This window comes from Salmonella sp. SSDFZ54, assembly GCF_004010735.1.
Lineage (GTDB): Bacteria > Pseudomonadota > Gammaproteobacteria > Enterobacterales > Enterobacteriaceae > Salmonella > Salmonella enterica.
In genome coordinates this window covers 166,158-188,527 of sequence record NZ_CP034820.1, presented here as the reverse complement: position 1 = coordinate 188,527, position 22,370 = coordinate 166,158, and the positions used below count along the sequence as shown (strand labels likewise).

25 protein-coding genes and 1 pseudogene are annotated in these 22,370 nt (G+C 46.4%); 13 read left to right on the top strand and 13 right to left on the bottom strand.

What is annotated here, in order from left to right; genetic code table 11:
• Positions 1–60: 60 nt before the first annotated feature.
• Together EOS97_RS25510 and EOS97_RS25505 are read right to left on the bottom strand one after the other, a co-directional pair.
• A complete protein-coding gene (locus EOS97_RS25510; protein WP_032192809.1) occupies positions 61–2,100 on the bottom strand; it encodes an ATP-dependent helicase in 2,040 nt (679 codons plus the stop codon).
• Entirely contained in the window at positions 2,097–3,083 is a 987-nt protein-coding gene (locus EOS97_RS25505) for a hypothetical protein (RefSeq protein WP_001572342.1), read from the bottom strand. The genes EOS97_RS25510 and EOS97_RS25505 overlap by 4 nt, the downstream gene beginning before the upstream one ends.
• A 630-nt stretch (positions 3,084–3,713) precedes the next feature.
• Here EOS97_RS25505 and EOS97_RS25500 point away from each other — a divergent pair.
• Together EOS97_RS25500 and EOS97_RS25495 are read left to right on the top strand one after the other, a co-directional pair.
• Positions 3,714–4,052 (top strand): HNH endonuclease signature motif containing protein, encoded by a 339-nt coding sequence (locus EOS97_RS25500; RefSeq protein ID WP_223231361.1) that lies wholly within the window; start codon positions 3,714–3,716, stop codon positions 4,050–4,052.
• A gap of 61 nt (positions 4,053–4,113) precedes the next feature.
• A complete protein-coding gene (locus EOS97_RS25495) occupies positions 4,114–4,317 on the top strand; it encodes a hypothetical protein (RefSeq protein WP_001194555.1) in 204 nt (67 codons plus the stop codon).
• A gap of 341 nt (positions 4,318–4,658) precedes the next feature.
• Here EOS97_RS25495 and EOS97_RS25490 read toward each other — a convergent pair whose 3' ends face one another.
• The 5 genes from EOS97_RS25490 to EOS97_RS25465 form a co-directional block, all read right to left on the bottom strand.
• Complete coding sequence (locus EOS97_RS25490) at positions 4,659–5,063, bottom strand: H-NS family nucleoid-associated regulatory protein (protein WP_001287392.1); 405 nt, start codon at positions 5,061–5,063, stop codon at positions 4,659–4,661.
• 497 nt (positions 5,064–5,560) lie between these two features.
• Positions 5,561–5,797, bottom strand: a complete 237-nt coding sequence (locus tag EOS97_RS25480; RefSeq protein ID WP_000175476.1) for a hypothetical protein — start codon at positions 5,795–5,797, stop codon at positions 5,561–5,563.
• A 41-nt stretch (positions 5,798–5,838) separates the two neighbouring features.
• Positions 5,839–6,294, bottom strand: a complete 456-nt coding sequence (locus EOS97_RS25475) for a hypothetical protein (RefSeq protein ID WP_001572344.1) — start codon at positions 6,292–6,294, stop codon at positions 5,839–5,841.
• 59 nt (positions 6,295–6,353) lie between these two features.
• On the bottom strand, positions 6,354–7,019 hold the full coding sequence (locus EOS97_RS25470; RefSeq protein ID WP_000490638.1) for a hypothetical protein: 666 nt from the start codon (positions 7,017–7,019) through the stop codon (positions 6,354–6,356).
• 57 nt (positions 7,020–7,076) lie between these two features.
• The gene (locus EOS97_RS25465) at positions 7,077–7,457 is read right to left on the bottom strand and encodes a hypothetical protein (protein WP_001426317.1); all 381 of its coding nucleotides are present in this window, start codon (positions 7,455–7,457) and stop codon (positions 7,077–7,079) included.
• 642 nt (positions 7,458–8,099) lie between these two features.
• Between EOS97_RS25465 and EOS97_RS25460 the strand changes: the two genes are divergently transcribed.
• Positions 8,100–8,918, top strand: coding sequence for a DUF4942 domain-containing protein (locus tag EOS97_RS25460; protein ID WP_000193209.1), 819 nt, complete (start codon positions 8,100–8,102; stop codon positions 8,916–8,918).
• Positions 8,915–10,120: a hypothetical protein gene (locus tag EOS97_RS25455; RefSeq protein ID WP_001572381.1), complete on the top strand. Its 1,206-nt coding sequence runs from the start codon at positions 8,915–8,917 to the stop codon at positions 10,118–10,120. Before EOS97_RS25460 ends, EOS97_RS25455 begins: the two co-directional genes overlap by 4 nt.
• A gap of 279 nt (positions 10,121–10,399) precedes the next feature.
• On the opposite strand, the gene EOS97_RS25445 is transcribed toward EOS97_RS25455, so the two are convergent.
• The 3 genes from EOS97_RS25445 to EOS97_RS25440 are packed head-to-tail and all read right to left on the bottom strand — an operon-like array spanning position 10,400 to position 13,397.
• Positions 10,400–11,719 carry a DUF1173 family protein gene (locus EOS97_RS25445; protein WP_000078514.1) on the bottom strand — a complete coding sequence of 440 codons (1,320 nt, stop codon included), beginning with the start codon at positions 11,717–11,719 and terminating at the stop codon, positions 10,400–10,402.
• A gap of 22 nt (positions 11,720–11,741) precedes the next feature.
• Positions 11,742–11,909 carry a hypothetical protein gene (locus EOS97_RS26855; protein WP_000220758.1) on the bottom strand — a complete coding sequence of 56 codons (168 nt, stop codon included), beginning with the start codon at positions 11,907–11,909 and terminating at the stop codon, positions 11,742–11,744.
• Positions 11,910–11,969: 60 nt separating this feature from the next.
• Positions 11,970–13,397, bottom strand: coding sequence for a DNA cytosine methyltransferase (locus EOS97_RS25440; protein ID WP_000833382.1), 1,428 nt, complete (start codon positions 13,395–13,397; stop codon positions 11,970–11,972).
• Positions 13,398–13,611: 214 nt separating this feature from the next.
• Here EOS97_RS25440 and EOS97_RS25435 point away from each other — a divergent pair, with 214 nt between their 5' ends.
• The 6 genes from EOS97_RS25435 to EOS97_RS25400 all read left to right on the top strand — a co-directional run bounded on the left by EOS97_RS25435 (position 13,612) and on the right by EOS97_RS25400 (position 17,608).
• The gene (locus EOS97_RS25435; protein ID WP_001572389.1) at positions 13,612–14,127 is read left to right on the top strand and encodes a thermonuclease family protein; all 516 of its coding nucleotides are present in this window, start codon (positions 13,612–13,614) and stop codon (positions 14,125–14,127) included.
• A gap of 2 nt (positions 14,128–14,129) precedes the next feature.
• Positions 14,130–15,026, top strand: coding sequence for a hypothetical protein (locus EOS97_RS25430; protein WP_000975182.1), 897 nt, complete (start codon positions 14,130–14,132; stop codon positions 15,024–15,026).
• 47 nt (positions 15,027–15,073) lie between these two features.
• Entirely contained in the window at positions 15,074–15,481 is a 408-nt protein-coding gene (locus EOS97_RS27330; RefSeq protein WP_225875207.1) for a hypothetical protein, read from the top strand.
• A 694-nt stretch (positions 15,482–16,175) separates the two neighbouring features.
• Positions 16,176–16,373, top strand: a complete 198-nt coding sequence (locus EOS97_RS25410; RefSeq protein ID WP_000710701.1) for a hypothetical protein — start codon at positions 16,176–16,178, stop codon at positions 16,371–16,373.
• 336 nt (positions 16,374–16,709) lie between these two features.
• Positions 16,710–17,171, top strand: coding sequence for a hypothetical protein (locus EOS97_RS25405; protein ID WP_000185304.1), 462 nt, complete (start codon positions 16,710–16,712; stop codon positions 17,169–17,171).
• A 29-nt stretch (positions 17,172–17,200) separates the two neighbouring features.
• Positions 17,201–17,608 (top strand): hypothetical protein, encoded by a 408-nt coding sequence (locus tag EOS97_RS25400; RefSeq protein ID WP_000074418.1) that lies wholly within the window; start codon positions 17,201–17,203, stop codon positions 17,606–17,608.
• A gap of 50 nt (positions 17,609–17,658) precedes the next feature.
• Here the strand turns inward: EOS97_RS25400 and EOS97_RS27325 are convergent, their stop codons facing one another.
• The 3 genes and pseudogenes from EOS97_RS27325 to EOS97_RS25385 form a co-directional block, all read right to left on the bottom strand.
• Positions 17,659–18,186: a hypothetical protein gene (locus tag EOS97_RS27325; protein ID WP_001027750.1), complete on the bottom strand. Its 528-nt coding sequence runs from the start codon at positions 18,184–18,186 to the stop codon at positions 17,659–17,661.
• A gap of 166 nt (positions 18,187–18,352) precedes the next feature.
• A complete protein-coding gene (locus EOS97_RS25390; protein WP_181728339.1) occupies positions 18,353–18,739 on the bottom strand; it encodes a hypothetical protein in 387 nt (128 codons plus the stop codon).
• A 73-nt stretch (positions 18,740–18,812) separates the two neighbouring features.
• Positions 18,813–20,327, bottom strand: a pseudogene (locus EOS97_RS25385) (Tn3-like element TnAs1 family transposase); the annotation flags it as partial.
• A 65-nt stretch (positions 20,328–20,392) separates the two neighbouring features.
• Between EOS97_RS25385 and EOS97_RS25380 the strand changes: the two are divergent.
• From EOS97_RS25380 to EOS97_RS25370, 3 genes are read left to right on the top strand one after another with little or no spacing between them, the layout of a single operon-like run.
• Entirely contained in the window at positions 20,393–21,097 is a 705-nt protein-coding gene (locus EOS97_RS25380; protein ID WP_001067855.1) for an IS6-like element IS26 family transposase, read from the top strand.
• 5 nt (positions 21,098–21,102) lie between these two features.
• The gene (locus EOS97_RS25375) at positions 21,103–21,849 is read left to right on the top strand and encodes a winged helix-turn-helix domain-containing protein (protein WP_071448054.1); all 747 of its coding nucleotides are present in this window, start codon (positions 21,103–21,105) and stop codon (positions 21,847–21,849) included.
• Positions 21,849–22,367, top strand: coding sequence for a FidL-like protein (locus EOS97_RS25370; protein ID WP_014839979.1), 519 nt, complete (start codon positions 21,849–21,851; stop codon positions 22,365–22,367). The genes EOS97_RS25375 and EOS97_RS25370 overlap by 1 nt, the downstream gene beginning before the upstream one ends.
• Positions 22,368–22,370 lie beyond the last annotated feature (3 nt).

Sequence of the window (22,370 nt, the reverse complement as noted above, 5' to 3'; positions counted from 1 at the left end):
AAAAGCCACAATTGATCTGGATAACGAGCACCTGTCTGAAATCGAAAAGTATCGGTAGCCCTAGACTTTTAGCCGCTGAAGATCTCTTAGATACCATTGGTGAAACTTGCTGAAGTCAGCCTTCTGTTTCTCTACCGTGCTTTTATAGATCGCATCACTGGTAACCGCACAAGCAGTCCAGCCAGCCTCATAGACGAAGCGAGTAGCTATCGGTGACTTCTTCGGGGTGCTATCCCAGCGGTTTTTGAGCCACCGCGCAAGCCCTTCATCAAGAGGGACAACCAGATTTAGCTGCTGTTTTGTGCGAGTGATACCGACATAAAACAGCCGACGTTCCTCCTCGATTACCTCTTCGGTCGGAGGGGTGTTCATCGATGTGCGAACGCTGTAAACATCATCGGGTTTGCCGCCAGGAAATTCCTGCTCATTCAGCCCGACCAGTATTACGTTATCCCACTCCAGCCCCTTGGAACCATGCAGTGTGGAAAGGATGAAGGGATCGCAGTCAGTTGCAGCCTCGCCTGGATTCAAGATAAGGTTTAAAAACGTGCGGGAATCGATCTTACTGGAGACAAGTAGCTCCTCGATCCTCTTGACCCCTCGTTGCTGGTCGTTCGATCCAGTGCGAGTTACACCCTCAGAGCCAACACTATCAATGAAACCCTCCATACGCAGGCGTAGTAACACATCGATAGCAGGCGTTTCCTCTCCGTCTTTCTGGCAGATAGTGGCGAGCCTGCCCAGCCGATCTTTTTGGTTTTGTGCGCCCTCGAATAACTGGCCTAGAGCAGACCATAGGTCGGCGTGCGGAGCCATCAATCCACTGAGCGCCGCTTTGAATTGCCCTTTCTGCCAGCTAAAACCAGCCTCCTTCAGAAAGCCGTAAACAATCGCTTGTTTGTTGGGATGGTTTTCCAGTAGCCGCAGATCGCCGTACACAGACAGCAAGACGCCAACTACCAGTATCCCGATTTCAGTGCGGGTGTGTAATGCGCTTGAACCATTGAGGTAGCGATAAGGTAGCCCACACAGGCGTAAAGTAATTTCCGCCTCAGCAAGGTTCGCCTTAGTGCGGGACAATATGGCTTGTGTTCCACTGCTCACCGAGAGGTTTGATAGCACCTTGGATAGGCAGTTATCAAAGTGCAATCTGACCTCTGTTTTGGGGGTGCTAGGATGACTGACACAAAGCTTGGTCAGCTTTGTAGAGTTGCGCCGAATTACCGAGTTAGCCATCAAGGAAAGCTCATGGCCAAATCTGAACGTGCATGACAGTTGAAACACCTTCGTATTCGGGTAGTGCTTTTCAAACAGTCCGCCGATAAAGTCTGGTCGAGCACCACGCCACTCATAAATACACTGGTTAACATCACCAACAGCCATAACTGACGTATCCGACTTAGATAGCAAGCGGGTCATGTCATGCTGTATCAGGTTAACGTCCTGATATTCATCAACAATGATGTGCTTGAAGTGGGCACCAAGGCTGCTGTCATTACGCAACAGTGCGACAGCCTCAACCAAACAGTCATCAAAGGTTCGCAGACTGTTTTCCTCCAGCAGCTCACAATAGCGGCCATAGGCGCGAATAAACTCCCGTTTGATGTTGCTGAACGTTGGATCATTGGCAGCATCAACAGGAGTTACGGCCGCCGCCCGGCAGCGAGCAATAAACAGCTCGAAGTTTTCAATTTCATTGGGGTCAATAAAATTCGCCTCATGGTCAAAGCCATAGCAGTAGGCTTGCTTTACCAGTTGCTCATAGCGGTAGTCGCTTGGAGTAATGAGGTCTTTCTTCTTGATTATCTGTTGGCGTTCTCCGTAACCAACAATCTTTAAGGCCAAGCTGTGGAACGTGCGGATTTCTGGAATCACGCTCGACATCAGTGCCGTCTTCAACTTCTCCGTGAAGCTCACCTGCGCCGACTTGTTGTACATCAGGATCAGAATGGAGCGAGGATCAGTTCCCGTCTTGACCAGCCGCTCAACGCGCTTTACAAGTATGGTTGTTTTCCCGCTACCAGGTACGGCTTTTACCAACGCATGTCCGGTGTCATGGCTGACAATACTTTTCTGCTCCCAAGTCAGTCTTTTTGTCATGCCTTAACCTTGTAATTGGCGCACTGACGGGCCTCGGTGTAGGGAACGATCTTTGCTTTACTGTGACATTGCAGATAGCCATCCTCCCATCGGCCTGCTTGCTCGCACATAATGCAGTTGGGAAATAGTGAATGAGGATCGGCGTGACGGATAAAAGCTCGTAAGTTATCTGCCAGCTCAGCGGCCCCTAACGATCTAGGCCATGTGTTCACGTCAGAATTGATTGTTAAATCCACTTCAGCGAGCGGCATCGTTTGTTCGTTGAGTCGGCCGGAACCACTTAAACTCCAGACAGACATATCCACGTTACCTACTGAGCAGACGCCGCTACAGGTGTCCACAGATTGAAACGGGGGAAGCCAGTTGAATACTCTCAGGATCTTCTCCTTGATCGAGTAGGCCCCGGTAAGCAACATCTGAATATCAGAGGCAGATTGGACCTTAAACTCAAGAATCGGGATACCGGCTTCGATCTTGTCTTGAGAGCAGGGGTGTGTGACACAAATCTCTACGTAGCAACGCCTTTCGCCAGTCGTATCATACAACATCACGTCTGGTCGCAGCCCTGTGACCTTATCGTGTTTTTCCAGCTCTGCCTGATCGAAAAATTGAGTCAAGTTGTAGCGTGCAGGCACGGATTTTACGCACTGACGTGCTTCGTCTCTAACTAAGGCTAAATGAGGACCATTACAGGCAACCCGGCGCTCCAGCTCAAGGCTAATAGGCATTTCACGGCTGAGAGCTTGTTGGTAGCGATAGAAGAATGCTTCTTTGCCGCACTTGTGAAGATAGGTTTCAAGGGCACAGCATTCTTCCGAATGGCGAAAGTGCTTAGCGTTGAACTCGCCCATTACCGGGGTCAGGGGGCTCTTACAACCTGGGCAGGTGTAAGTATGTGAGCGCAGGGCAGCGCCAATGTGCGTGAGGGTGCCCTCGTCGTCTAGCGCGTAAGCGTATTGTATTGAGCTGGATTGAGTTGTCATGACTGCGTAGCCTCCCAAAAAAATCCAGCTAAGAACAGACCTTACGACAGGGAAATGGTAAGTAGTGCTTCTTGAAGCAGTCGAGTGTACAGCGGCTCAGTGAAAAAGCTAATCGCCCGCTCAACAACCTAGTGATACTGGTGCAGATTCGACAATGAGTTAATGCCCGGAGAGCATCTGCAAGACTTCTAGCTGGAAGGCATTCCAACCAGCCCTCGCTTCTGAAAAGCCGTCAGGAAACGGTAAAATCCAACCAAGTGAGCAACTTCACTTGATCAAAGATCTAAGGCTAGAATGATGGAATTACAACCTTAGTTTGCAAATAGCCAATTTTTCAAACTTTGCTTACTTTGTCAAGGAAGGTGACCGCAGTAGCAGGCACAACTACTTTAATCTGTATGAATAATAAGGTAGAACCGGCCAGTGAATGAATGCTTACCCTGAAATCAGGCGGACAACCTTCAGGAATATTGATAGCAAGACTGAATCTCTCGCTGCGGCGATAAACATTTCGCCATAACCCTGAACGAGAGTGGTTCATCCATCATATACAGGAGCGTTACATGCGCAAATTTAAGTACATAATCTGTCACCAGTCCTGACCAAGGTCCTTTCGCCCGGGATGTTAGGTTGAATTGCTACGGGCGATGTGTTGTCACCGGCGTAAGGTCCCCCTGGCGTACTGAGGCCGCGCACTTAACGCCACGTCATGAAGAAGGCATTCCCGACGTAACGAACGGAATTTTACTTCGCCGTGATATCCATACACTGTTCGACAATGACCATTGCGCCATAAACCCTGACACTATGAAAATTTACTTCAGCCGGGAGGCCCGGGAGTTGGATGATGATCTCCTGAAATGGCATGGGAATGAGATAGAGACGACACGCATGCAGGTTCCGGTTAACATCGAAAACCTTCGGATACGATGGCAAAAATTTAAGGCTAAGGATCGTCAGCGTAAATAAAGCCATAAGCTGAACCACGGCGAGGATTAGTCTTGTTCACTAAATGACAGCGAGAGATTAAATGCAAACCCAAAAAGAAATTACAGTTGGCCAGATCTGGGAAGAAGTGGATCCAAGACTGATCCGGAAAGTGCGGGTTGTTGAGGTGGCCTCGTTAGAAGGGCCCAAAGGCATCCTTATCGAAAACGTGGAGTCTGGTCGTAAGAACTGGGCGTCGTCATCCCGCTTTAATGGAAAGCGTGGAGGGTATCGTCTTATTTCCTGACGGTTTTGCCAATATGGGAAACTGAAGAGGTTGAAACCATCCCGGTGAGGGAGCATATCTGGTAAAGAAGAGTCTTTAAAAAGGTTTTACGCGACCTGGGATAATAAACGGGAAAACGATACCCAAAAAAAGAATACAGCGATGATAACGATAAGGAATGGTAAGGGCTTCAATATTTTGAGAAATGCCCTGGCTTCCTTTGCATCTGCATTTCTAATCAAACTGTCCACATAGGGATCACAGCTCTTAGGTTCTGAATTTTTCATATGTTCTGTACCTGAAATTGATTCCGTATGAGAAAAGGCCACCGAAGTGGCCTCTATCAAAACTGGTGGCAAAAGTTAGATCAGGAAATCATCAAGACTTTTACCGGCTGCAATTTGTTCTGCCAGAGCTTTGGGGGTACGGCCCTGTCCAGTCCACGTTTTTGTTTCGCCATTTTCATCAGTAAATGAGTATTTGGCCGGGCGTGGTCCACGGCTTTTCTTGGTAGCCGTAGATTTGGCCTGGAATGAGCCAAGCAGCTCTTCCGGGTTGATACCATCTTCTTCCATTAACTTACGCAGGGCGTCAAGTTTCTCCTGACGAGCTTGCAGTTCGGCAGCTTTGGATGATTCTTCCTGACGACGCTCATCAACAATGACATTAAGCTTTTCGAGGATTTCCTCAAGTACTTCTAAAGGCAGCTCGCGGCCCTGGGCGCGAAGAGTACGAATATTGTTTAACGATTTGAGTGCTTCAGACATACGACCCCACTTTCTAATTCTTTGATAAGGATTTACTTAATCATAATACACTCTATAAGGAAAAAGATGCCAGCTTTATGTCTTCAGGTACAAAGATATCTTGCTAAGAATACTCCTTATCTTCCTTGTGCAGACTGTTTCGTGCTTTCGATGTTGTTCATGAGTCTTAAAATCTGCTCACTGTTTAGGGTACTCATGCTGTAAATCAGCAAGAAGGAAGCGCAGAACAACATAAGCAATCGGAAAAGGAAACCATGCCAGTGACAGGCCATATATAGCGGAGATAAACATAGGGTAATTTAACTCACTTACAAAATTCGCTTCATTGTATTGTTGAATCGAAATGGCAGAAGCAAAAATTATAATTAAAGTAAGAAAAATCCACTCTAGCCATCTCTTTTTATAACAAGCATAAGCGAAAGCTGTAGGGTAAAAAATAAAGCAAAAAAATTCCAGCTGCAATTACGTTCATAAAAGTAACTTTCCTGATAGCGCCGTTATTTTTCGAATGCAGTATCATGAACAACTGCCATAACATTGATGATTGGCTTTCTTTTTCTGAAGAACCTTCCGCGCGGCAAAGTTTCTCCCGCTTTGAGACGATAAAGCCAGAAAACATAAGCCGGAGGAACATTGCTGTCAAAAATATCTGAACAAGTTTGAACTGTGATGCCTACTGTATTGTCTTTCCTCATCTCTTTAAAAGTGCCTTGCAATGCAGCGGATAACGTCATTTTTAAGAAACCTTTTTTCTGTTTGAACGGATAGACTTGACTTAGCTGGCTTGACTGTAATGTTTGCCACTAAAGATCCCTCGTTCTGAGGATGCAGGCACTACAAAGTTACCGTCAGGTCTAATCATACGAGTTTGGATGAAATTTTTGCCGGATTTGGTTTTTTCAACCTGGTGCTCGATCTTCCATTCTTCTTTGACGGGACCGGATGACAAATGAACTAGAACCGGTACTTTTTTACGTGTTCTATCCAGAACAATACAATTTGATTTATCCGTATCAAAGCTTCCCTGAAGAGTATTCAAAGAGCAATTATCATATCCCTCAACCGGAACTGCATTACCTTGGATATCAATTTTGAATCCTCCAGCTATTACAATTTCGGGTGCGTTATCATTTAAAGTCTCGTCATAGGCAGCATCAACTACATCGCAAGCAGTAAGAGTAAGTGACGATGCCACAGCAAGACACAATAAAGAAAATCTGTTTTTGAACATATTTGAGACCTTTTATAAAAATAAAATAACAGGAGAATTGTATCATTAACAGTCTAGTTCTAACGACTACCACTTTTAAGTATGTATTGAGCCAGTTTTATATTCAGGCACACCATATTGCACTCTAGCTCTTTCATCATTCTTGAAGAACTCTTAATTAAGTATTCTTCAAGTGGGCCAGCATATGCCCCTGATGTCACGATCGTTAGTTGCGTAAGAGGATGAGTCAAACTCTCAATGCCCTTCAGGATGTCATTCTGGACAGCAGCAATATAAACAGGCGAAGCCGCAATCAAATATTCATCATTCGGGCTGGACTGCATTAACTGGCTTATAGTTGCGCAACGGTTATGCTTACCTAGTGATTTTGTGATGGCTTTCCACCAGAGATCATGCCTGAATGGTACTTGATGAAATGTCGCCTCGTAAGAGGGCACCCGATCTCGACTATTTAAAAACCCCATCCCGGCAGAGATTATCCACAACTCCAGATTTCTGGTTGAGTTTAAAATTTCCTTTGCCGTAGACCAGTGATTACCTGAATACAAGGACAATGCCGGTACCGCCTGATTACTTCTGGCGTCGTCTACAATGTTACTCCAGGCATATGCTGCGTCGTCCGGGGTTTGTTTTGGATCTATGTCCAATGTCGGCCAGACGTGGCCCTGATGATTCTTGCCCTTTGTACAGGAAGTGATTAAGTGTACTGAGCGTTCAGAGAACATTATCTTCCTTACATACCCATAGAACAGCTTTCTAAGAACGGTGGGCTCGCCTGAAAATTACAAATCAGCCCCTTTCACGGCATCATTTTGATTCTTCGCGTCTGCCCCCAGTAAGATGACCGGTTTTCTGCATGACAGTGTTATTCCTAACAAACGCAACACAAAACCACGCCAGCCAGAGCAAATTTTTTCATTTGCTGCGTAAAGCCTATTGTTTTCTCTTTTAAGCTTCGCCCACTCGTTACAGAGGGTAACATCATCAAGCGCTGTTATATGCTTCGCCTCACCTTCGACGATAACGGTATGGATACCGTATGCTGTAAATCTCATACTATTTTCCAGAACCCAGTTGCGGTATTCGTCGAGTCCACCTTCGGAACCGGTAGCTCTGCGCCACATTTCAATTTGCTTGTGTGATGGGTCAAGTGTACTTGTCATTGAAGCCTCGTCTCAGCGATAACGCTTGAAATAGCCCGCTTTGGTCATCATGAAATTAGCCATCTGACTGGCGATTTGATTGTATCTTACTCATAGTGCCCTACCTATAGGTTAAAAAGGGGCATTTTCGCTTTATAGCGTGTTCAGCAGCATCAATCCTCCCAAGAAAGGCTGGCTTATTAAGCCGGTCCATCATTTTCTGTATATCTCTCATCAATTTTTATATCCGCCCTGGAGTGCACCGTTCAAGCACACCGATTAGGCAGATAGTCACTAGTTAACTCTTTACTAGTGACTAAATTCCATTGATATACGTGACAACGTCACGTCATGAAAGCTTATAAATGCCTATTTTTCATACAATGGGATTTAATTAGGAGTAAATCCCATAGGCTTACATAAGGATGACAATTAAAAGCGTTAAATATCAACCAGATAGAATGATTACCCCCAATTAATGGGCTCATCACATTATTTCACTGGCTGGGGTTATTGCTGGCATATCTGAAAGTGCTAATATGTTAGTCATTAGTAATTAGTAAAGCCTTTACTAAACGCGTTTCTACGTAAATTCTATAGGTTTTATAGTGTCCTACCTTTGCTCAAATCAAAATGTTCTGACATACCAAAATGGAGTGTAAAATGACTCAAAACCAGGGTTCTGAGCCAGTACCGGCGAGCCGGACAGGGCAGCTCATCAGCGCCCGGGATATGGCCATGCAGAAATTCGAAGAAGGGATGCGGTTAATCTCGGAAGCGTCGGAACTGTGCGGTCTCTCTCTCTTCACCAGCAGAATTATGCAGCCCAACGCATTTGGTCTTCCGTCGTCACTGGATCGCACCATCGAGGAGGGGCGTAAGGAAATTGACCGTAAAACGTGGAAAAGGCTCTTTGAAGAAACAGGTATGGACCGGTACTGGAACCATAAGCAAAAAGAAGCCTTTAACGAATCCCTTCGTACGGATCCGCCCGTCGCTTCCCTGGAGATTGTTAAGGGAACATTACAGCATGCACTGGCTAACAGACGAGACACCCTTGCAGAAGGTTTCGTTGATGTTCTCAACAAGCTTGACCGAAGTTTCAAAAGCAATGCCAGGCAATATACAATGCCAAAAAAGCTTGTTCTTCGGGGGATTTTTCCTGGTGTGAACGTGCTGAGGTACAACGGTTTCTCGCAGGACAATCACTTTTGTTTACGCGACTTTGAGAATATTGTATGCATCTGTTCTGATACTCCAACACCTGCAACCGGCGGTGGGCTGAGTATGGTCGACAGGCTGACGGCCATGAGAAATACAGAATTCACAGGCGAGGTCAGTGATGAGAATGGCTGGCGGTGTCGCCTGTTTGAGAATGGAAACGTTCATATTTGCATCGACAGTATCTCGCTTCTGAATGCTCTGAACGATCTTATCAGCATATATTTTGCAAACCAGCTTCCGGCCGCAGGAAAAAAATGATGATTGAAAATGATAAAGAAAAAAGCCTGAACGATGCTACCCCGCCAGAGGTGCAGAATGACATCCGCAGCGAATCCACTGAAAAATCAAAGGAAATGGGTCGTTCAAGGTACTCATCTATCGCGATGATCGATTACTTCAATGCAATCGAACGTCTGTGCAAAGAGAAAGAAATTAACCCGGAAAATATCGATCTGAGCTTCAAAGTTCACTGGCTCAGAAACGCTGTTGGCGGCTCGTTTGCAAGGTCACAGGAGATGTTCGCGGAGTACCAGAAGTATGTTAAAGAGGTTCCTGAAGAGGCCCGTTACCTGGATATACCCGATGAGGTAAAGGTTGCACTCGGCGATATTATCTCGTACATCACCTGGCACTACCGTAGAAGCTATACCGCAATACAGAATGATAGTGTTAAAAAAGCTGAAGCACGTAGCATGCAGCTGGAGGAGGAGGTAACGCAGCTGTTACAGCGGCTTGAGCAAAGCGCTACCGATATGGATGAGCTGAAACTTGAGAATCAGGCACTACAGGGTCGATTAGAGATCCGGGACAGTACCGTCAAGGAGTTAGAAACAAGGCTGAATGTTGCCGAAGCAGAACTCGAAACCTGCCATCACCAGTTAGATAGCACACGGCATGAATTGAGCCTCGCACAGCAGTCAAATGACTCACTCTCCCAGCAACTGGCTGAACGTAAAACAGAGATCGCTGGTCACCTTGAATATCAAAAAAAGCTGAACGAAGAGATCAACACGCAGCGTTCTGATAACGCCGGTCTTTCCAGACAATGCGACCAGTTAAGTCAGACTGTGTCAGATACAAAGGCAGAGAGGGACAGGTTTGAACAGGAATTGATTGCTGCACAGAACCTTTGTACTGAGCTGAAAAGTGCACTGTCCGGGAAAGAGGGTGACCTGGTGGCGGTGAATGCCGAGCTTACTGAACTCCATAAACTAAACGAGTCGCTGAGCGCCGACCTGAATAAAGTAACTTTGGTCAGCCAGGGCTATGAAGCGGAAGTGGCTGAACAAAGCAATGAACTCAAAACGCTCCAGGCCAAAGTAATGAAGCTGGAAGCTACCCTGGAGGCGGAGAAAACAATCTCAGAATCCCTAAAAGGCACCATTGATACATTAACTGGTGCAATGGCAGGGGGAGGTACTGGAAAGTCAAAACAGCCGCGTAGCAGAAAAACATCATGATAAATGAAGCCAGGTTGATACACTTCTCTGCATCCCCTGGCACATAAGAACTTCTGCGGACATTCAGCCCGTCCGCAGGAGTTTTCGTCCTTCAGTCAACAAATGCACTACCTTTTTTGAGTCTCCACTTTCCAGAGCAGAAAACACGTTACCGATTCTACCAACAGCTTGTATCTGAGTGATAACCCCAGTCTTGTAATCATCTAGGATCCCTGACAGGAAAGCGTTCAGTTTTGTCTGTTCGCTTAGCGAAAGCATGTAGGACATTTTTTCTCCATTTTAAGCAGGTGTGTCAGTTGAAAGAGGTTTGCGTGATTCTGGAAAATGAGGCAGCACCATAGTTTCAGATGCTGTGGTCGCATCCCAGTGCCACCATCCATAAGGCCCATATTCACGGTTGTAATAATCTTTTTTGAGTTGCTTTCGGGCCAGATAAGCAGGAGTGGCCATACCAAATACTTCCATCGGGAACGGCTTATCGCTTTTTGTGTCGAGCAGGTAGAAGTCAGGGAACACCTCACTAATACTCGCATCATAACGCATGGGCTTAACGTACTGCCGGTGCTCTGCATCCAGCTTTTCTGCAACAACCGCCTCATAGGAGGAGTCCAGAGGTATCCAGTTCTCGCTAACGTGCATCAGCACAATTTGATGAGCTCTTACAGAAGGGCCTCTGCCGGTTACCGCAGCTGGTGACGTCAACGCAAAGACAACTATTTTCGCCCCGGATTTCCATGCTGCGTACTCCGATGAAAATCGTTTCTTTACGCTATCCCAATGGACTTCTGAATTGAAAAAAATCAGCGGTAGCCCCCCAAAATTCCGCAGGGGTAAAAATTTAAGTGGCTTCTCATGCTTTTCAGCATCGTAGCGAGGTAAAACTGACAGGAGCATGAGACGTTTATCACTCATCGCCTGTGATGAAAGACGCTGAATTTGCGACTGAGCGACAGGTTGTTTCGGGTCAGGTACACCAATGAATAAATGGTCACCTATGCAGGCTCTGCCGGTACGAATTTGTTTAGCGGTTTCAAGCAGACGATACCGTACCAGTGAATCGTTACGTTTCCCTGCCATTTTCGGGTACCAGACATTCAGACCAGACTCTGTCCACAAAAGACTAAGCAAGCCCAGGAGGGTCATTGAGGCCTGACCTCCTTCTGGTCGCTGAACATGGGGCAGGGGAGGCACTTCTGATTTTTCAGGAGGATCTTTCTCTGTCATACCGATACCGAGCCTTACAGCCATATCACCTTCGGTTGTAATCCGGACCACACCACTCGCATATCCTTTCAGGCCGGTATGCCGGGCATCAAGGGAGAAGAATACACAGGAAGGATCATGCTCAATGCCCGTGTTAGCGGCTTTGACGAGAATAAAGGCATCACCGTTCGGTAAAGCACGAACATAAAGTCGCTTTTCTCCTTTTCCACGACATCCGCAGGTGATGACTGATTTTTGACCTGAGGTGTGGTGTGCCTTTTTAAGAGCCGACTGCCACCCTTTAGCAAACTCATCCTGCGTTTGAAAGTCAGGTGAATACCTTTTGACGTTTGGATCGTCGTCGTAAGCAATCATCACTGCGAATTTTTGGCTCATAGTAGTCTCCTAAACAGGAAGTTTAATATCCCAACCAGAGCAACACTTCCTGAGCGTCATACTGTTCCTTTACGCCCATGTCGCTAAAGAATTCTTCGAAATCTGTTTCGGGAACGCAATGCCTGGACAGTTCTTGTAATGCTCGTTCTTTAGATACCGTCTCACCTTCAGCTGATTCGAAATACGTCATGGTTGACCTCTGACATTATTACAACAATCTTAAGCATTTAAATTGATGAAGGAGCTCAGGTCAGCTGACTTCGTCGTAAAACTGCCGCAAGCGCTGGGAGGCTGCAAATTCAATTCGTGACTTCAGCAGTTTGGCGACGGCCGCAAAGACATCAACGACCACGGAGTTCCCAAACTGTCTGTAAGCCTGTGTATTGGACACAGGGATACGGAAAACACTTTCCCCGGGTTTATCGAAGCCCATTAGCCTGCTGCATTCACGTGGCGTTAGCATGCGTGGCCGACGGTCCATGTTGTATGTGTTATGGAAATCAGTTTCTCCCAGTTCATGAGACCAGCCCCGATCAATAAGAATTTCAGATCCGTCTTTCATATAGCGGCTTGAGAGGGTTCTGGTGACACTATTAACATTGGAAGGATCTACTAGTCCAAAACCAAAACCATTGCCTTTTGCCGCATGTTTCTTTGCATAGTTGTATAAGTACTCCCAGAGTTTAGGGGAGAGGATGTATTTACTATCTACGCTCGGATCCAGTAAATCTGAGAGAGAAGGGCGCTTGTCCGGATAAAAGTCTTTAATGTCTCTCAGAGTAAAACCGTCTTTCAGACGTAGGTCGCGGCGAAAACCAATAAGGACGATACGTTCACGGTGCTGGGGTCGGAAATGACGGCCATCGATGACTTTAGGATCATCCGCGCCCGTGCTTTCGCTGTTTGCGACGTCGTAGCCAAGCTCATCGAGCGTTTTCATGATGATGTTAAAGGTATTACCCTTATCGTGACTCTTCAGATTTTTTACGTTTTCCAGAACAAAAATTGCAGGTTGTTTTGCCCGGATGATCCTGGCCACATCAAAGAAGAGCGTACCCTGAGTGTCGCACTCGAAACCGTGTTTGCGACCCATAGAGTTCTTTTTACTGACACCGGCGATGCTGAATGGCTGGCATGGAAATCCCGCAAGAAGAACATCATGATCCGGGATAGAGGCATCGATAAATTTGTATGCCTCGTCATCAGTAACCTCGGGCCGGTTGCTAAGAGTGATGTCACGGATGTCTGAATTGAAGCGGTGCTCGTTCTCATCGCAATACCAGTTCGCCCGGTAAGTACGGCTGGAATAAGTATTCCATTCGCTCGTGAAAAGACATTTACCACCGATGGCATCAAATCCGCTTCGCAGTCCACCTATCCCTGCAAACAGATCGATAAAGCTAAAGTGCCTGTCCTCATAATCAGCAGGTCGTGAAGGTATTAAAGTCTGTAGATAGCGTCCATCTGCGATACTCAGCTCACAATGCTCAGGTATGCATGTAACCTGACGTTTAAGGGATGCACGGGACCAATTACTGCCATTTTCATCATTTAATACCTGAGCCAGATATTTCAGGTCATAAATGGTCGAAGCTGTTAACAAAGTTTTGTGGATCAGAGATGGTGTTTTATCCACATCATTCAGGTCTGTCTCAAGATCATGAGTGTAACGTTTCATCCAAACTCTCTCAGGAATAATATCTTTGAGATAGATTAACACGCTTAATTTGGATTATTTTTTGGTTCAGGTTCTAAATTTATTGTGATTATTCTGCCTTTAAGTTGCAAAAAGATTGGTTTTAAGCCCGCCCATGAAATAATGACTTGTTAAAATACTGCCTGTAAATAGGCTTGTGGATACATGTCTGTACTCAACAAATCAAGGTGAAATGATGTTTTTTTTAACAAAGTTACTTTTGCCCATCATGATTGTTGTATTCCCAGTGGCGTCCTGGGGGAACTCAACAACTTTTGAGGCAAAGGTGGTTAAGATTGTTGACGGTGACACCATAACTGCGTTGGATGCTCAAAACACAACCATCAAAATACGGATGTATGGTATAGACGCTCCTGAATCTAAACAGGCTTTTGGCCAAAAAGCAAAACAGGCCTTAACCACAGCTATAGCAACTAAAATCGTTACCGTGATAGACCATGGTACGGATATCTATGGCCGTATGTTAGGTACCATCTGGTTAGATGGATATGATATCAATGCCTCTATGGTGGACAGTGGATATGCGTGGGTTTATCGGTTCGAAGATAACGCCATTGTCCCTGGCTATATCAAATATGAATCCGCAGCACAAAAGGAGGCAAAAGGGTTATGGGCAGACACCAACCCTGTCCCACCATGGCAGTGGAGACAGGCAAACGAAAAGCCCAGAAAGGTGAAAGAGAAGAAATAACCATGATGAAAGAGCCTCATCCGTTACTTCAGTTGGTACTAAACGATTCCGGTCGTCTAACCATGCCTGTTTATTATAGAGATCAACAGTATTGCCCGACTTGCCTTACAAAGGTGTTGAAGAGTGAGGATGGAAGTTTGGCGCACCTCGGGGAAATAAATCAAAATACATGTAGACCTTCTATTTCAGTAGTTGTGACAAAAGCAATTATTGAAATGTTATGTGACGGGGAAAAAATATATGTAAATCCAATACGACACCGAGGCCGGGTGCTGGCACCCTCAGTAATTTTTTCTCCCGACACTCACACTTTCAAACCGTTTATAAATACAGACTATCAGCCTGTGGGAGCAAACTGGAAAAGTGAAAAGGGATATAAACTCGGTCTGTTTTATCTCAAAGATCGAGCCAACTCTATCAATAAAGAGGAATTTGATTTCATTGCCGTTATAGACCCTGAGGCAATGCAGAAAGAATTTATTTCGGCCTGGTCTGAGGTTGATGAAAAAAATCCATTGGAAACGCTGAAGCAGATCTTACGATCTAAAAACAACTCTTCTTTATGGGTAAAATGGCCTGGCAAAATTGAGCATGCGCAAAAAGGAAATTACAACGAAAATTACTGGTTCGATTATCAATCTGATAATCAGGAAGTGAACTGTACGGTCTCTGTTGTAGGTATCGAAGGTAACAGTTCCGGTGAGACAATTTATAGATTGCAAACTTTGCTAAAGCGTAAGCTCAATGAATATCAACTGGTTCGGTCTTTAGGGACTATTATGCTTCTTGATAATACCGGGAATATGATTCCATCAAACCATCCTTATTTTGAAGTCATCTCAAAAGCATGTATAAATGGAGTGCGTGACTTTGTTCGTCAAAACCCGTGGGTAGTCTGACGGTCAACTATAAAGCATAATATAATTAGTAATAACAAGGAACAGACATGAATGAAAACTCAGTAATCTTAATAAGTTTATTTTGGTTTTTTTTGGGATCGAGTGTTGTAGCTGATTTTATGGATGCATCATTATATTGCTGGATTTTTGCAGCCATAAGCGCATTGTTTCTTCTTTCGGTGATACAAACACCAAAGGAGTTAACGGTATCTATTAGTCATATGACAAGCAAAACGCTGATCTCAAAGACAGATGATGGATACACATTTAGCATTTCACCTTACGGAGACGGGTACCGCTTATCAGTCTCGCCTGAAAATCGTCACAATGGTACCCAAAGCTTTGACGGCTGGTTCCCACGTTTTTTTTCCGAACCACAGTATGCCAAATCATCTTTAACTAAATTTCTCGGTGAGTCCTTAGTATGGGAAGAAGATTCAAGTAATGCTCTATGAGATTACTTATTATAAATTTTTCTATTAATCTCCATGGAGTGATATATGAATTTGGCCTATTTTTTATTTTTGTCTATAACTGTTATGCTTACGAGCTTTATTATTAAATCACTTGTCGTATTGGTAAAGTTCAAATTACTTCGTGATGAACGTCTCGAATATACCAGCAATAAAAATATTGATGAGATGTACGATTTAATGAATGCGAAGGAAGAAATCCTCATAAGGCATCATAAGCAGATGTTGGCATTGCATCTTTCACTATTAATATTCGTTCTATTTATTGCTTACATTTACTAAAAATAATTTTATTCAACATTTCAACAAAGGGTTTTCAATGGAAAGCTTCGAAACTGAACAAATGATTCAATATGCTTTCTACATAAATATCGTAATAACGACTGGTTTGGCATGGTTTTGCTTGCGGTCAGGATTGCATTACAATTTTTTCAGAAAAGCAGAGAGTGCCAGAACAAAAGGGCTGAGTAGTACCTCTACTGAACACGGTCCAGCAATAGTGAGACTAAAGAAGCTACAAGCATTAGTAGATTTTATTAGTAACTGTGCTTTTCTAATCCTTTCAATTGGCACAGCTTATATTTTGTATGTTTGGAGCCACAGTTAACTCATACGAGGTAACTTCGGCAGGTAACAACTTCTAATGCAGGACTTTAATAACTCTAAGGGATTCTACATGAAAAAAGACGATCTAATTACGCGTTGTAAATTACTTAAAGGCGAACGCGATGAGTCTATCTTTACCATATTAATTGGGATAGTAGTAAAGCTGGGGCTGGTAGGCCTGGCATTCTATCTGTTGCTTGGTTCCACGATTGATTGGTCAAGCTGGAAAACTTATGCCGCCATGTTGATCTTGGGAGCATTTCTCTAAAATCTTGAACCTTTTTTCACTCATTACAAGCCATGACCTAGTGCGTAGATCATACGATCTTTAAACCTTATGTCATTGATTTATAAGTACATATAACAAAGATTATGTTAAATACTGTATGTATGTACAGCATCAACAGTTGCCCCCCTCATATTGAGGTAATTGCTACATTCATACCACTATTCTTCTTATAGTATCGACATCCTGAATTATTGCACCCTACTGCTTTGTCTTTAGCTGTTCCGAATTAAAATTCATTGCTCAATTTGGATCACATGACGATCAGCGTATTCCTTTGCTTTATCAAAGTTAAGTTTTTAAAACATAAGATATGTAATGACAAATTCTCAATCTGATTTTCCTTTGAACGATCAAAATTTTCAGGCAGATTTGCTGAAAATCAAAAAGGTTTTCGCCGACCTTATAACGCAGGCATCAGATGGTAAGATACCCATAAGGTCTTCTCATGTACACGGCTTACACCATTTCGAGGAGCTCTACATCCGGGCAAGAGCAGGCATGTGTTCGGTCCTGGGATATCCGGTCATGGTTGTTTCAACTATCTCAGTTAAAGAGCCCGGCACAGGCATTTTTAGAGCGCTTCTTGCAGAATTGAAATGTATTGCAGATGAACAAAATTACATTTTGAAAATTGAAAATGTACTGCCTCCCCTATTCCGCAAATACCTTATTCAAGAAGGTTTTGTTTTCCCAGGTGAACCTTGGATGTGTGGTTCCGGCTATTGGTTTAAGAACCCACAAGTACTTCATGAAAATATTGAGTTATTATCTGTTTAAGTCGATCTAACAATTTCACTGGAGCTAACATGTCCCCGGAATTGGTATCAGACATTGCAAGAGTGGCGCATGAAAAGCTACTTTCAATTTTAACGGAGTGCGGCATAGAGAAGACGGCAGGCACTTGCCTTTTTGCAAGCTATCTTGTGTGTTATTTAGCAAAAACTAAAGGTCTAGATGCTGTTGTCCGTGGGGGTAACGGTGCAGATGATGGCGGTATATTTATAGAGTGTGGTGGCTTTGGCCATTATTGGTGTGAGTTGAATTTCGAAGAAGTGCAATATTATATTGACATCACTTCCGAACAGTTTGGGTTTCATCCATACATAGTGAAACTCGCCAACGATATAACAGGATGGCCTCGATATATTCCTGGTGATCAGGAAACGGTCGATAGTCATTTAGAACAATTATTGCGCGACGGCTATACAGAATAGGCTGCGTATACCCTATCGCAGCCTTTCAGGCTCTTAACCCTTGTGACCTGTTAACGGAACCACTCAGGATGACGCTGCCGATCAACTTTGATAACCTGCGAATTAAATTCAACGACATCCGCTGGAGTAAGCATTAATTCATCAGGATTTACAATAAATGGTCTTAAAACCACTTCGCCACCGTCTTCTTTTGCACCGTAGATATTAATAAGAAAGTGCAGTCGTTGATTTCCTTCAGCATTGCGTTGCCATTCTCTAAAAGTCAAAGTTTGTTTAATATAGTTTGTTAAAAGAAATGCGAATTCAGATTCTTCCGTTTGTGAGATACCGATTTTGTTAGACATTTTTTTTAGTATCTTTCCGAGCATGGACACACAGGCATCTAGACTTAACGATGTTGAAATTTTGGTCGTATTAAAATCCTCCTGCGAAAGTGAAATCATCCATGTATTATCTTTATGATAGTCGGTAATATAAATAAAATGAGATGTAAAAGGCGTTGAGTGATTGAACTCTCCTAAGTTCCATCCATACTGACTCACTGTATTTGAGCTAAGTTCTTTGTCGGTAATGTTCATAATTCATACCTTTCGATAAAGTCTGTAATGATAATTAGCTATCTCAAAGGACCAGAACAACTCTTGAAATAACCACACTCGAAGAATTTATCATATTGAACACCCCTACCTAATAACCTTGCCGACTTAATAAATCACAATAGCCCTCCCCTGACATTTTAAAATGCTACTTGAATTTTTGATAGCTTATGGTTGTTTTATGTTCTTTGTGATACGCATATGTCATCTTCTCTTTCCAGTACCAATCTTGTAGATCCTGCAAGTCTAGCCCATTTTTCTCACGTATGCTTTCGTGTAATTCGCTAAGCGCGAGTTTATCATTAGGTTTATAAATGGCTAATTTTTCTTCAAATAAATCCAGCCAACGTTTCCCCATCTTACGACGCAAAACAAACACCATCGTGATAAATGTAATGAAATGCACAGCAATTAGTTCCAACTTATGCGATTGCTGACCAGATAAAATTACTATTGTAACAACAGGGATGGCCGTATATAAAGCAATCAAAGCGACCATAAGTTGGTATGGTTTTTCCCGTATTACCATGTTCATGGGTAAACCAGAGGACGCTACTGCTTGCCAAAATCTTAAAGGGGAGCCCGCAGAATTCGGAAAAAATCGTACGCTAAGGTTTTCCGGGCATCCGTAAGGGCCGAAACTTCCCGTCTTCCAGTCTGCGGCTCTGCCGCCAGACGTAATCGCCGGTTAGGTTGATGTGCTCCCAGCCCAGCGGCGACAGGAATTGCAGCAGCTCGCCGTCCACCGGCTTGCCGGCCTCGACCAACCCCTGGGTGGCGCGTTCCAGGTACACCGTGTTCCACAGCACGATAGCCGCCGTCACCAGGTTGAGGCCGCTGGCCCGGTAGCGCTGCTGCTCGAAGCTCCGATCCCTGATTTCCCCAAGGCGGTTGAAGAACACCGCCCTGGCCAGCGAGTTGCGCGCCTCACCTTTGTTCAGGCCGGCATGCACGCGGCGGCGCAGTTCAACACTTTGCAGCCAGTCCAGGATGAACAGCGTGCGCTCGATCCGGCCCAGCTCGCGCAGGGCCACGGCCAGTCCGTTCTGGCGCGGGTAGCTGCCGAGCTTGCGCAGCATCAGCGAGGCGGTGACGGTGCCCTGCTTGATCGAGCTGGCCAGGCGCAGGATGTCGTCCCAGTGGGCACGCACGTGCTTGATGTTCAGGGTGCCGCCGATCAGCGGGCGCAACGTCGGGTAGGCTTGCACGCCCTGCGGCACGTACAGCTTGGTTTCGCCGAGGTCGCGGATGCGCGGCGCGAAGCGGAAGCCTAGCAGGTGCATCAGGGCAAAGACGTGATCGGTGAAGCCGGCCGTGTCGGTGTAGTGCTCCTCGATCCGCAGGTCGGACTCGTGGTACAGCAGGCCGTCGAGCACATAGGTGGAATCGCGGACGCCGACATTCACCACGCGGGTGCTGAACGGCGCGTACTGGTCGGAGATATGGGTATAGAACAGCCGTCCCGGCTCGCTACCGTACTTCGGGTTGACGTGCCCGGTGCTCTCGCCCCGGCCACCCGCGCGGAAGCGCTGGCCATCGGAGGATGAGGTCGTGCCGTCGCCCCAGTGGGCGGCAAAGGCGTGGCGATACTGGTGGTTGACCAGCTCGGCCAAGGCCGCCGAATAGGTTTCGTCGCGGATGTGCCAGGCTTGCAGCCAGGACAGCTTGGCGTAGGTCAGGCCGGGGCTCGACTCGGCCATCTTGGTCAGCCCGAGGTTGATCGCATCACCGAGGATTGCGGACAGCAGCAACGTCCTGTCTTTGGCCTCGGCCCCGTCCTTCAAGTGGGTGAAGTGGCGGCTGAAGCCCGTCCAGTCGTCCACGTCCATCAGCAGTTCGGTGATCTTGATGCGCGGCAGTAACTGGCTGGTTTGGTCGATCAGCGCCTGCGCCCGATCCGGCACCGCCGCATCCAGCGGGGTGATTTTCAGCCCTGACTCGGTGAGGATGGCATCGGGCAGCTCGTTGTCCTTGGCCAGGCGGGTGACGGTGGCCAACTGCTCGTCCAGCAGCTGCAAACGCTCTTCCAGGTACTGGTCGCTGTTCGGGTTGATCGCCAGGGGCAGGGCCTGCTCGCGCTTGAGTGCGGCGAACTTCTCGGCCGGCAGCAGGTAGTCGTCGAAGTGGCACTGTTGCAAATAGTCGGTGGTGATAAACTTATCATCCCCTTTTGCTGATGGAGCTGCACATGAACCCATTCAAAGGCCGGCATTTTCAGCGTGACATCATTCTGTGGGCCGTACGCTGGTACTGCAAATACGGCATCAGTTACCGTGAGCTGCAGGAGATGCTGGCTGAACGCGGAGTGAATGTCGATCACTCCACGATTTACCGCTGGGTTCAGCGTTATGCGCCTGAAATGGAAAAACGGCTGCGCTGGTACTGGCGTAACCCTTCCGATCTTTGCCCGTGGCACATGGATGAAACCTACGTGAAGGTCAATGGCCGCTGGGCGTATCTGTACCGGGCCGTCGACAGCCGGGGCCGCACTGTCGATTTTTATCTCTCCTCCCGTCGTAACAGCAAAGCTGCATACCGGTTTCTGGGTAAAATCCTCAACAACGTGAAGAAGTGGCAGATCCCGCGATTCATCAACACGGATAAAGCGCCCGCCTATGGTCGCGCGCTTGCTCTGCTCAAACGCGAAGGCCGGTGCCCGTCTGACGTTGAACACCGACAGATTAAGTACCGGAACAACGTGATTGAATGCGATCATGGCAAACTGAAACGGATAATCGGCGCCACGCTGGGATTTAAATCCATGAAGACGGCTTACGCCACCATCAAAGGTATTGAGGTGATGCGTGCACTACGCAAAGGCCAGGCCTCAGCATTTTATTATGGTGATCCCCTGGGCGAAATGCGCCTGGTAAGCAGAGTTTTTGAAATGTAAGGCCTTTGAATAAGACAAAAGGCTGCCTCATCGCTAACTTTGCAACAGTGCCATCCCTCACCGCCAGCGCCCTGTTTAACTATTTTCTGCGCCATACCGAGATTGTCAGCCGGGAAGATGTTCTGAAAAAAGTCTGGGATGACAATGGATTAACCTCATCCAACAGCAATCTGAATCAGTATCTCAGCATGCTGCGGAAGACCTTTCGCCATTACGGCGTCGATAACATCATCGTCACCGTCTCGCGCGGCTATTTGCAGCTTAATCCCGAGGTCATTATCGAAGCGCTGGACGACGCGCCGCCGGTTTCACCACAACAGACGCCTGCCGAACCGCCGCCCGTTACGACAACGCCAGACGCACCGCGCTCCGCACATGCTCGCGGGATGTGCTGGTACATGGCCGGAGCCTGCTTGCTCACCATTGCCCTGCTTCTGGTTGCCTTCAGTCTGGTCGGCATCAGTGAATCCCAGCCTATCGCGCTGACCCGCCTCAGCCATAGCCAGTGCGAACTGCTGGCCAGCGATGAAATGCGACGTTCGGTCAGTGAAGAGTCCTACGGCAAAAACTTCGATGAGGTACGCCAGCGGCTGAATATTGCCTGTAAACCCGGTGAACGTTTTCTTTTCTTCTACGGCGATCGGCTCGAAACCAACGGGCTGGGGCGCGTGTTCCTTGCCCACTGCGCCATGCATGAAGATAACCCGTTCAGCTATTGCGATAACTACTTTTACTACTCCTGGAAGCCGTAATGAGACTCGCGCCGCGTCCGTTCTTTGCCCTCTGCGTTCTGGTATTTATTGCCGCCGCCGCGTTTAGCGCCTGGCGGCTGCTGCCTGCCGACAACGCGGGTGTCATGAGCTGTTCCACTAAGGGCATCATGCGCTTTGAGAACATGGACAAAGAGAACGTTAACGGCAATATTCACTTCAATTTTGGCGCGCAGGGTAAAGGCTCGATGGTGGTCGAAGGTTACACCGACTCCGCCGCCGGCTGGCTCTACCTGCAACGCTACGTGAAGTTTACCTACAGCAGCAAACGCATCTCGGCCACCGAGCGTCATTACCGCATCAATCAGTGGGAATCGAGCGCCTCCTCGATTGATGAATCGCCGAACGTGATTTTCGACTACTTTATGCGCGAGATGTCCGACAGCCACGACGGGCTGTTTCTCAACGCTCAGAAGCTCAACGAAAAGGCTATCTTGCTCAGCTCTATCAATTCACCGCTGTGGATCTGCACGTTGAAATCCGGCAGTAAGCTGAACTAACCC